The sequence below is a fragment of the Microcoleus sp. C2D2 genome (genome assembly GCF_036702495.1).
Lineage (GTDB): Bacteria > Cyanobacteriota > Cyanobacteriia > Cyanobacteriales > Microcoleaceae > Microcoleus.
On record NZ_JAUBTO010000146.1, the window covers coordinates 1 to 10,025 of the forward strand.

Below are 10,025 nucleotides of genomic sequence, written 5' to 3' on the forward strand. Positions count from 1 at the left end.
AGTTCGCGCAACGGGGGTGTTTGAAATGGTTACACAGGTCGGCAAGGTTAGCCCAGTTAGGGCTAAATATTGCCTTGCGGTTCATCGAGTCGATGGATACAGTTATGCCACATAATCCACTTTTGTCCACTGAATCAGCGATTAGATTTGATCCGATCGTTCCACGCTGGACACTCCGACTGCAACTAACAATCCTCACCATTCTGTTTTTAAGTTTAGGTGGGGCGACTCTGTGGCTGGTAGCCGAGTTATTTCAAAGCCGTTCCAGTGCAGTCAGGACCAGAAATCAAGACGAATTAGCCAATGCTGATGCTCGATTGATAAAGCTGTTTTGGGAATCTTACCAGGGGCAATCAGACAAGCCAAATAAGCAATGGGACAAACAACTCCAGGAACTTTCAACAGAAGCGCTTGCTGACGAACCGCGAGTGGAAGGGGGATTTTACCTGCTGCAAAAAGATCGGCTTTTGGGCTATGCCTATCCGACTCACGCAGGGGCATCTCCCAAAAAAGACATTCCCAAAGCAGAGGAAAAAACGATTTTAGAATTGACTCGCCGCGCCACAAGCCAGGGATTGCCTCAAGAATTAGTGCTGCAACCGGGACTCGATTTGCTGGTGCTGCGCGCCGATCCCTTGCCTCTGTGGGGTGCTGTATGGACAATGAAGCGCACACCTCTACCCAGTTCTAAGGATGCCCGTCAAAAAGTCTTAAGCATTCTTGTGGTTTTGATGAACTTGGTAGTAGGAGCCTGGACATTTTATATTGCCTTACAACTCCACTGGGGGGTACAGCGACTACAACAGAGTATCAAGGCAATGGAAGAGGGTAAAGCTGAACAAATTCCACCCTTGAGAGCGGAAATGGGACTGCTGGGAGAGGCAATTAATACGATGCAACATCGCCGTCAACAGCTTGAACAGCGCTTGCGCCGAGTGGAACGTCTGGCATCTTTGGGGCAGTTGGTGGCGGGGGTAGCCCACGAAGTTCGCAATCCCCTTGCAAGTATGCGGCTCAATTTGCAGTATAGCCAGCGGCAACTCCAAAAGCAGGGGATAACGAATTTACCAATTTGCAGCCTGTTGGAACAGATAGACCGTTTAGAGCAATTAGTAAGGCGGCTGTTATATTTTGACCAAAATCAGCAACAGGAAGAACTGGTTCCTGCTTCCCTGGAAGTTGTTGTTGAAGAATCAGTGACTCTACTGCGTCTGAGAGCCCAAGAACAGGGAGTGACGCTGGTCTGTTGCGCTGCGACTAAAACCTTACCCCAAGTGCCGCTGCGTCCTCGGGAGTTAGGACAGGTAATGGTTAATTTAATCTTGAATGCCATCCAAGCCAGTCCAGAGGGAGGTCAAGTATTGGTGGGAGTGGAACAGCAGCAGGACTATTTTGTTACCTGGGTAGAAGACCGAGGACAGGGATTGTCGCCATTCGACCGAGAGCGGATATTTGACCCTTTCTATTCAACAAAACCGGAGGGGACGGGTTTAGGACTGGCAATTAGTCACGAGATTATCACTCGTCAGGGCGGATATATCGGCTTGGATTCTGAACCTGGTTGCACCCGTTTTAGCGTTTATCTACCTAAGAGCAGAGATTAAAGACTAGGGGTTAGGGACTAGGATAATGGCATTCGATATTGACATACTCACGCCCGCTAAAGCAGCGGTGATTCTTGACGCTTCATCGGGTCTTGCTACCGAAGTAGTCTTACAGTCCCTCTGCGACCATTTAGAGTCGTGGCAATGCCCTGTCCCGACTTTTTCTATATTTTTAGCAGCATTTTCGTCTCTATCTTGCTCAGTGCCACAACTCAAGCAAAGCACTGAACGGATAGACAAATCGATTTTGCCCCAATTAAAGCCACAATCTGAGCAAACCTGACTGGTGGGTTCCCATCGACTAATTACCTTGAACTCTCTGCCAAACTTTTCAGACTTAGCTTCACACAAAGTTCTAAATTCTCTCCAGCCTTGCAAACTAATTACTCTAGCAAGTTTGCGATTCTTAACCATCCCTGACACATTCAAATCTTCCAAAACGATCGTTTGGTTTTCGTTGATTACTTTGGTTGACAGTTTATGCAGGAAATATGAGCGAGTGTCGGCAATGCGGTGGTGTAATTTGGCGATTTTAATTCGTGTTAGATTTCTTCTTTTAGAGTCTTTTTGTTGGCGGGCTAACTTGTGTTGCAGTTTACGAACTTTTCGGTCTAGCGTTTTATAGCTAGGGCTTTCCGCTTTTTCGCCATTGCTCATCACTGCAAAAGTTTTAATCCCCAAGTCAATTCCGATACTTTGGTTTTTAGCCTCAGATTGAATTGGCTGAATTTCTACGACAAAACTTAGAAAATAACGATTTGCACAATCTTTGATTACCGTGACGGAACTAGGTTCAGACGGGAGGCTTCTTGACCATATTGGGTGGACAGTACCAATTTTAGCCAAGTATACAGATTTATCTGTTAGAGAAAATGCTGCTTTTGTGAACTCAGCAGACTGTGAATTTGTCTTCTTTTTAAACTTGGGTGAGCCTAGTCTTTTGCCTTTTCGCTTCCCATTACAATAATTGAAAAAGTTTCTGTAAGCAATGTCCAAATGCCTGAGAGACTGCTGCAAAGGAACAGACGAAACATCTTTTAGCCATTGGCGTTCATCAGTTTTTTTGGTTTGAGTTAACAAAGCAGATAGCTTGCTAAATCCCGGATACTTTTGAGACTGTTTACAAAGAGCTAGACCATCGTTCCAGACTACCCTCACGCAACCAAACAACTGAGCGAGGTTCTGCTGTTGTTGGTTTGTCGGGTAGAATCTATAGCGATATCTGGCTTTCATTGCATATGCTAGTATTGGTCTGTACTTCGATTATATATTGGCCTACAATCAATGTCAACCCAGCTCCGCCGAGAAAGACATAAGATGGATTTTCAAATTCTTGAATTTAACGGTGAAGCCGACCACATCCATGTATTAATTGAGTATCCGCCTAAGCTTTCCGTGTCCAGCATTGTCAACGCGCTAAAAGGGGTATCTAGCCGTCGATATGGTCAAGCTGGATATCCCAAGCCCTACGGCAAAGATGCTCTTTGGAGTCCTAGCTATTTTGTTAGCTCGGTTGGAGGCGCACCAATTGAAGTATTGAAGCAGTACATTAAGAATCAAGAAAAGCCGTCCTAAAAGGACGGGGTTTTCAACCCATTTTCCTGATAATCCCAATTCTAAAATCGGCTGATGGCAAAAATTCTAATTGTTGATGATGAAAAAGCGATGCGTCAGGCTATGGCGCAAATTTTAAAAGATGAAGGTCACTCGATTATAGAAGCCGAAGACGGAGATCTGGGACTCAAAATAATTCAAGGCGATGTTTCCTCTCGTCCTGACTTGGTATTTCTAGATCTGAAAATGCCTAAGACTCAAGGTAGTGCTGTTCTCAAAGCTTTGGGGAAAACTCTATTTGAATTGCCCGTCATTGTGATGACAGCTTATGGAACCAGCCGCACGGCAATTGAAGCGATGCAGTTGGGAGCCTACGATTACTTGACCAAACCCTTTGATTTGGAGGATTTAATCAATCTGGTTCAGAAGGCTTTGGCTCATCACACCGCGTCAGCTTATCAAGTTGGGGAAGCAAATCTTCAAGCGATCGCACAACCAGAAGAGCTTTTAGGGCGATCGCCTGCAATGGCACAAGTCTTTAAACTCATCGGTAGAGTCGCCCTAGGAAACACCACTGTTTTAATTGTGGGAGAATCCGGCACAGGTAAAGAGTTAGTCGCTTCCACCCTTCATGCTGCTTCCAGAAGTCGAGGCCCCTTGGTTAAAGTTAACTGCGCGGCTTTACCAGAGCATCTGTTAGAAGCAGAGTTATTCGGTCACGAGAAAGGAGCATTCACGGGAGCTAATAACCTAAGAATTGGTCGATTTGAACAAGCGAATGGCGGCACTATCTTCCTGGATGAAGTAGGAGAACTCAGCCCGACAATTCAAGGAAAATTGCTCCGGGTGTTGCAGGATAAATCCTTTGAGCGGTTGGGAAGCAATCAAACCAGAACAGTAGATGTGCGGGTTTTGGCGGCGACGCATCGGAATTTAGAAAAGATGGTGCGGCTCAATCAGTTTCGAGAAGACCTTTATTACCGCTTTAATGTGGTGCGAATTGAACTGCCACCTTTACGCGATCGCCTTGAAGACTTAAATCAACTTACCCAACATTTTTTAAGCTGCATTGCCTTGCGAAATGGTATTAAAAGTCTAGCAATTACCGAGTCAGCACTGGAAAAACTTAGGAGTCATGTTTGGGCTGGAAACGTGCGGGAGTTACAAAATACCTTAGAGCGAGCGGCTGTTTTTTCTGGGGGAAGAACAATCTTACCAGAGCATCTTGTCTTCAACCAGGAATCTCTGCCGGATTTAAACTTGGAGCAAGCTGTAGCACAGTTGGAGACAAACTTAATCCGTCGCGCCCTAAATCTCTATCCCCACGAACCTCACAAAGCTTTAGGAATGGACGCCCAAAGCTTTGAACAGAAAAAGAAACAAAGGAATCTTTGACACTCTATTTCATTTTTGTTGTAATTTGCACTTTTTCGGAACAATTTGCGCTCGCAAATTCAATCTCTGACTCCACAAAATGCCATGACTTATCTAATTTCTGCACCCTCACAAGAAACACGCCTGGAGACTCAAACGGTTTTCTACCCAACTCTACGGCAATTAGTACGTTTGTTGCCTATGGATCGCCAACGGGTGGTGGAGTATGTCCAGGAAGAAGCGAAGCACAATCCATTTTTAATGAACACTCCTGATTCATCTGCCCAGTCGGGAGGACGCGAAGCTTTGTTAGAGGATGTTTTACCGGATTGGTATCATCCTCCGGCCCAAGGATTGAGTCTTCAGGAGCATCTTTCTGGACAAATATCAGTTCTATCATTACCACAAAAACAAAGCGATGCTCTGATTTATCTGACTCAATGGCTCTCTCCCTCTGGCTATTTGGAAGGAAGTGCAGAAAGTTGGGCAAGGGGTACCGTTTGGAGTCCAAGAGAACTAGAAGCTGTTGTGCCGGCTCTCCAAAGTTTAGACCCTCCTGGAATCGGAGCGCGATCGCTGCGAGAATGTCTGTTGTTGCAACTTAAATACCAGCCTCAAACTCTAGCTTTTTTATTAGTTCAATACTATTTAGAAGCCTTAGCAAATTGTACTGCTAGTTCTTTAGAAGCCAAGAAAAATCGTGAATCATTGCTGCAAAAGCTGCATCAAAATCCCCAAGTTTCTATTGACACTAACATGGAGACACTCACCGCTGCCCTAAGTCAAATTCAGGAATTAGAACCCCGTCCGGCTAGAAACTTTGGTCAGATAAATGTTCCTATTGTCACCCCCGATCTGAAAGCCGAACCTCAATCAGGAGGAGACTGGCAAGTTTCCCCAATCTATGAGGTTAATCAGCGCTTTTGTCTTAATGGCGAAGCCATTGAGCTGTTGGCGAAATCAAACAAACGTTCAAGAGATACCCAACGGCTGGAAGTCTTATTACAAAAAGCTCAGAACTTACTCACAGCTTTGAACCAATGGCAGGAAAATATTCTCAAAGTCGGTCAATTTTTAGTTGAGCGCCAGCAAACCTTTTTAAACAGTCGGAATAAATTAGATTTAGTGCCAACCCCTCAGCAACTTGTGGCTCAAACGGTGGGACTTTCTAACGCTACAGTGAGCCGGATTGTTCGGGGACGGTATCTGTTAATTTGCGATCGACCAAATCAAACAATAGCATTGGCATCGCTTTGCCTTTCTGTACGAGTAGGGGGACGAACGCTTCAACAAGTTCAGCAACTGCTGGTGCAACTCATTCAGGAAGAATCGCCGACTAATCCTTACACTGATGAACAGTTAGCTCACCTGCTGGGGATACGATTTGCTCTGCCTATTGCTCGGAGAACAGTGACTAAGTACCGCCAACTACTGAGTTTAGAATCATCCCACGGCCGAGAGACTGATTCAGGAATTAGGCAAAAAGTGGTTTGAGGCGCGAATTATAGGCGTAAGGTGCTATGATAGTCCGGCGCACCCTACATAATGGCGGTTCTGCGATCGCAAACTCTGATTAAAGAAGTAAGGTGAGTTTTTTTCCAGTTTCTATTCTGCCTTATTCTAAGGGTTTTAAAGTATAGCCTTTCTCAGTAACATTAGGTGCTCTCGCGGGCATAGGGCATAGGCCTCCGTGGGCACAGGCCTCCGTGGGCATCACTTGCGAGCGGTGTGTACCTCATTTTATTGAGAACCGCTATAGTAGGATTTTCAATCGGTTTAATAAAACGGCTGTTTGCCCGTACAAAACAATTTCCCTTTCCTGTGAAAATAGGCAGCCAAGGTTTGCCCCCAGGATCGGCGATCGTAATTTTATTCGCATTATTTCCCGTCACCGCTTGCAAGCGTTCTCCCCGAAAAACAGTCAGCAATAGCCACTGCGAAACATTGTGTTTATTCCTCTCAAATAACTCAGCAGACGCATCGATACCGTCTACAGAAACAGATCGAAATCTCTGAGCCATCCGACAATTCAACCCTTGAGAATCCGAGTCAACAACTACCCAATTTACCTGTCTGTTCCCCCGCTGTCTCGCAGCCGGCACCGGATAATCACCTTGCTGGTTAGCAGCAGGTATTGCTGAGGCTAAATTAGCCCCCATTCCTGACATCCCAGCAACTGCCAGAGAAACAAGTTGAATTTTTGCTTTCATGGCTAAAAAACACAGTTTTATTTCAGCTAATGACAATTTTATAGTGGCTGCCACCTCCCCCTCACTTTCGCATCCCACCTCCGACAGTTCCCGGAAGTCATTAAGAATGTGTTATAAATATTGAGATTCATTAAGAAATATTGCTCAAATGCTTCTTTCCCCCTCTGGCACCAGCAAACTCAAAGAATCTTTAAAAGAAAAAGTATTCTTTGGGAATGAGCCAACCCCCGAACTCATAGCCATCTTACTGATTTACTTCGTCCAAGGCATTCTAGGACTAGCCCGCTTAGCCGTCAGCTTCTTTCTCAAAGACGAACTCGGCATGAGTCCGGCAGAAGTTTCGGCAATGCTGGGCGTCGTCGCCCTGCCTTGGATTATCAAACCCGTGTACGGCTTCATGTCCGACGGCTTGCCGATATTCGGCTACCGCAGACGCCCTTATATCGTCCTCTCCGGGCTGCTGGGAATGTCAGCATGGGTGAGCCTCGCAACAATTGTACACACACCGCTTGCAGCTACAGGCGCGATCGTCCTGAGTTCCATCTCCGTCGCCGTCAGCGACGTAATTGCCGACTCGCTGGTAGTCGAAAGGGCCAGAAAAGAATCCGTTACCGACGCCGGTTCCCTGCAATCCTTGTGTTGGGGCACTTCAGCCCTCGGCGGATTAATTACCGCCTACCTCAGCGGTTCCCTGCTGCAACACTTCAGCACCCAGACTATCTTTTTAATCACCGCATCTTTCCCGCTAATTGTATCAGCAACAGCTTGGTTAATTGCCGAAGAAAAAACCAACAAAAGAACAGACTTTGAAACGGTCAAAGACCAACTAAAACAACTGCGGCAAGCTGTTACCCAAAAAACAATTTGGCTGCCCGCGGCCTTTCTCTTCCTCTTGCAAGCCACCCCAAGCTCAGACTCCGCCTTCTTCTTTTTCACCACCAACGAATTAGGCTTTCCACCAGAATTTCTCGGCCGAGTGGGCCTCGCTACCAGCATTGCCGCCCTCGTCGGCGTCTGGCTGTTTCAGCGCTTCCTCAAAACAGTTCCATTTCGAGTAATTTTTGGCTGGTCAACGCTCATTGCCACTGCTTTGGGCATGACTACTTTATTATTAGTAACTCATGCGAACCGAGCTTTAGGAATTGACGATCAATGGTTCAGCATCGGAGACAGCCTGATCCTGACAGTAATCGGAAAAATTGCTTATATGCCGGTGCTGGTACTCTCCACCCGCTTGTGTCCTCGAGGCGTCGAAGCAACTTTATTTGCGCTGCTGATGTCAATCACAAATTTAGCAGGACTTTTGTCCCACGAAGGCGGTGCACTTTTGACCCACTTGCTAGGAATTACCGATCGCAATTTCGATAACCTCTGGCTGCTAGTCATCATCACAAACCTGTCCACACTTCTGCCCCTACTGTTCTTAAATTGGCTGCCCGGCGAGAGTACAGAAAGCAGCGATCCAAACTATCAAAAGTCTCTCCCCGTATTAGAACCCGAACCGGGCAGTTCCAAACCAGGCGGACAGCATTTCATGCCCGAATACTTTCCCGACTTAGTACCCGCAGTAAGGTCACAAAGGCGCACTGTAGAGAGCAAATAAAGGCAGGCATACACGGATTTTGAGACTGAATTTAACTGTGTTTCCCAATTCTGGGACTTTCCTTCTCTCTGCGCCCTCTGTGTTCTCTGCGGTTAAATCAATAAAAGCTTATTAGACCCATGCAAAAATTACAGAGTTTCCCACCTCAAACAGCCGCCCAAAACCTATCATACGATCGCGCAGACTGGCAGCGCGGCTACGAATCCCAACCCAACGAATCCGACTACTGGATTGATAACATAGAAGGCGAAATTCCCGCCGGCTTGCAAGGCACATTCTTTCGCAACGGGCCCGGATTGTTGGATGTCAACGGCCAGCGCATTCACCACCCGTTTGACGGCGACGGGATGATTTGTGCGATCGCCATATCCGAAGGCCGCGCCCATTTCCGCAACCGATTCATCCGCACAGAAGGCTATATCGCCGAACAAAAAGCCGGAAAAATCCTCCATCGAGGCGTTTTTGGCACGCAGAAACCGGGCGGCTGGCTAGCGAACATCTTTGATGTCAAAATCAAAAACATTGCCAACACCAACATCATTTATTGGGGCGACAAACTGCTAGCACTTTGGGAAGCAGCAGAACCCTACAGACTCGACCCCCGCACCCTAGAAACACTCGGCTTAGACACCCTAGACGGCATTTTACAACCCGGTGAAGCCTTCGCTGCCCACCCCAGAATTGAAAAAGGGAAAAATGGAGCAGGAGACAGATTAGTAAACTTTTCTGTCAAGCCGGGTTTGTCGAGTACCATCACGATTTACGAATTCGACGAAAGCGGCAAACTTTTGCAGCGTCACGCCCATGCAATACCGGGTTTTGCCTTCCTGCACGACATGGTAATTACCCCGAATTACTGCATATTCTTCCAAAATCCCGTCAGCTTCAATCCGCTGCCTTTCTTCTTAGGATTTCGGAGTGCAGCCCAGTGCATTAAATTTTCGCCCAACCAGCCAACGCAAGCAATTTTAATTCCCCGCAACGGCACTGACGAGGTGAAGATATTAGAAACTGAACCTTGTTTTGTCTTCCACCACTGCAACGCATGGGAAGAAGCAGGCGAAGTTTTTGTAGATTCAATTTGTTACGACTCATTTCCGAGTGTAGAAGCAGACGGCGATTTTCGCGAAAGCGATTTTGACAGCATTCCAGCGGGCGAATTGTGGCGCTTTAAGTTAAATTTGCAAGACAAAACCGTGCAGCATCAAGTTGTTGAAACTCGGTGTTGCGAGTTTCCGACTCTGCATCCCAATAATGTCGGACAACCTTACCGATATCTTTACATTGGTGCTGCTGATGCTCCCAGGGGAAATGCTCCTTTGCAAGCTATCCTCAAAATTGATTTCGTGACTGGTGAAAGGCAAATGTGGAGTGCGGCGCCCCGAGGTTTTGCGGGGGAACCAGTGTTTGTTCTCCGTCCCGATGCTGTGGCTGAGGATGACGGCTGGCTGCTGCTTTTAATGTATGATGCAGCTAATCATCGATCGACCTTAGTGATTTTAGATGCTCGCGACATCACCAAAGGGCCCCTCGCGCGCTTGCATTTAAAACAGCACATTCCCTACGGTTTGCACGGTTGTTTTACACCAAATGTACTGCTTCCTATCGGTTCGTAGTTGCGCTACTATGGGCGGGCTCTCCTGCCCACCCCACAAGAAAGAAAATTGAACTCTTGTGGAA

Annotated in this window: 8 protein-coding genes; 6 read left to right on the plus strand and 2 right to left on the minus strand. The window is 46.8% G+C overall.

What is annotated here, in order from left to right:
* The first annotated feature begins 104 nt into the window (after positions 1–104).
* Positions 105–1,604 (plus strand): ATP-binding protein, encoded by a 1,500-nt coding sequence (locus tag QUB61_RS31385; RefSeq protein ID WP_333127345.1) that lies wholly within the window; start codon positions 105–107, stop codon positions 1,602–1,604.
* Positions 1,605–1,607: 3 nt separating this feature from the next.
* On the opposite strand, the gene QUB61_RS31390 is transcribed toward QUB61_RS31385, so the two are convergent.
* The gene (locus QUB61_RS31390; RefSeq protein ID WP_333127347.1) at positions 1,608–2,837 is read right to left on the minus strand and encodes a transposase; all 1,230 of its coding nucleotides are present in this window, start codon (positions 2,835–2,837) and stop codon (positions 1,608–1,610) included.
* A 51-nt stretch (positions 2,838–2,888) separates the two neighbouring features.
* Between QUB61_RS31390 and tnpA the strand changes: the two genes are divergently transcribed.
* The 3 genes from tnpA to QUB61_RS31405 all read left to right on the plus strand — a co-directional run bounded on the left by tnpA (position 2,889) and on the right by QUB61_RS31405 (position 6,026).
* A complete protein-coding gene (gene tnpA / locus QUB61_RS31395; RefSeq protein WP_333127349.1) occupies positions 2,889–3,179 on the plus strand; it encodes an IS200/IS605 family transposase in 291 nt (96 codons plus the stop codon).
* Between the two features lie 54 nt (positions 3,180–3,233).
* Complete coding sequence (locus tag QUB61_RS31400; protein WP_333127351.1) at positions 3,234–4,553, plus strand: sigma-54 dependent transcriptional regulator; 1,320 nt, start codon at positions 3,234–3,236, stop codon at positions 4,551–4,553.
* Positions 4,554–4,637: 84 nt separating this feature from the next.
* Positions 4,638–6,026: an RNA polymerase factor sigma-54 gene (locus tag QUB61_RS31405; RefSeq protein ID WP_333127353.1), complete on the plus strand. Its 1,389-nt coding sequence runs from the start codon at positions 4,638–4,640 to the stop codon at positions 6,024–6,026.
* A gap of 161 nt (positions 6,027–6,187) precedes the next feature.
* On the opposite strand, the gene QUB61_RS31410 is transcribed toward QUB61_RS31405, so the two are convergent.
* A complete protein-coding gene (locus QUB61_RS31410; protein WP_333127355.1) occupies positions 6,188–6,742 on the minus strand; it encodes a hypothetical protein in 555 nt (184 codons plus the stop codon).
* A gap of 148 nt (positions 6,743–6,890) precedes the next feature.
* Between QUB61_RS31410 and QUB61_RS31415 the strand changes: the two genes are divergently transcribed.
* Together QUB61_RS31415 and QUB61_RS31420 are read left to right on the plus strand one after the other, a co-directional pair.
* Positions 6,891–8,345: a folate/biopterin family MFS transporter gene (locus tag QUB61_RS31415; protein ID WP_333127356.1), complete on the plus strand. Its 1,455-nt coding sequence runs from the start codon at positions 6,891–6,893 to the stop codon at positions 8,343–8,345.
* A 119-nt stretch (positions 8,346–8,464) separates the two neighbouring features.
* A complete protein-coding gene (locus tag QUB61_RS31420) occupies positions 8,465–9,961 on the plus strand; it encodes a carotenoid oxygenase family protein (RefSeq protein WP_333127358.1) in 1,497 nt (498 codons plus the stop codon).
* Positions 9,962–10,025: the final 64 nt, after the last annotated feature.

Coding starts and splice junctions, on each gene's coding strand:
- QUB61_RS31410 (WP_333127355.1), bottom strand. CDS start 6,742: ATGAAAGCAAAAATTCAACTTGTTTCTCTGGCAGTTGCTGGGATGTCA.
- QUB61_RS31400 (WP_333127351.1), top strand. CDS start 3,234: ATGGCAAAAATTCTAATTGTTGATGATGAAAAAGCGATGCGTCAGGCT.
- QUB61_RS31390 (WP_333127347.1), bottom strand. CDS start 2,837: ATGAAAGCCAGATATCGCTATAGATTCTACCCGACAAACCAACAACAG.
- QUB61_RS31415 (WP_333127356.1), top strand. CDS start 6,891: ATGCTTCTTTCCCCCTCTGGCACCAGCAAACTCAAAGAATCTTTAAAA.
- QUB61_RS31405 (WP_333127353.1), top strand. CDS start 4,638: ATGACTTATCTAATTTCTGCACCCTCACAAGAAACACGCCTGGAGACT.
- QUB61_RS31385 (WP_333127345.1), top strand. CDS start 105: ATGCCACATAATCCACTTTTGTCCACTGAATCAGCGATTAGATTTGAT.
- tnpA (WP_333127349.1), top strand. CDS start 2,889: ATGTCAACCCAGCTCCGCCGAGAAAGACATAAGATGGATTTTCAAATT.
- QUB61_RS31420 (WP_333127358.1), top strand. CDS start 8,465: ATGCAAAAATTACAGAGTTTCCCACCTCAAACAGCCGCCCAAAACCTA.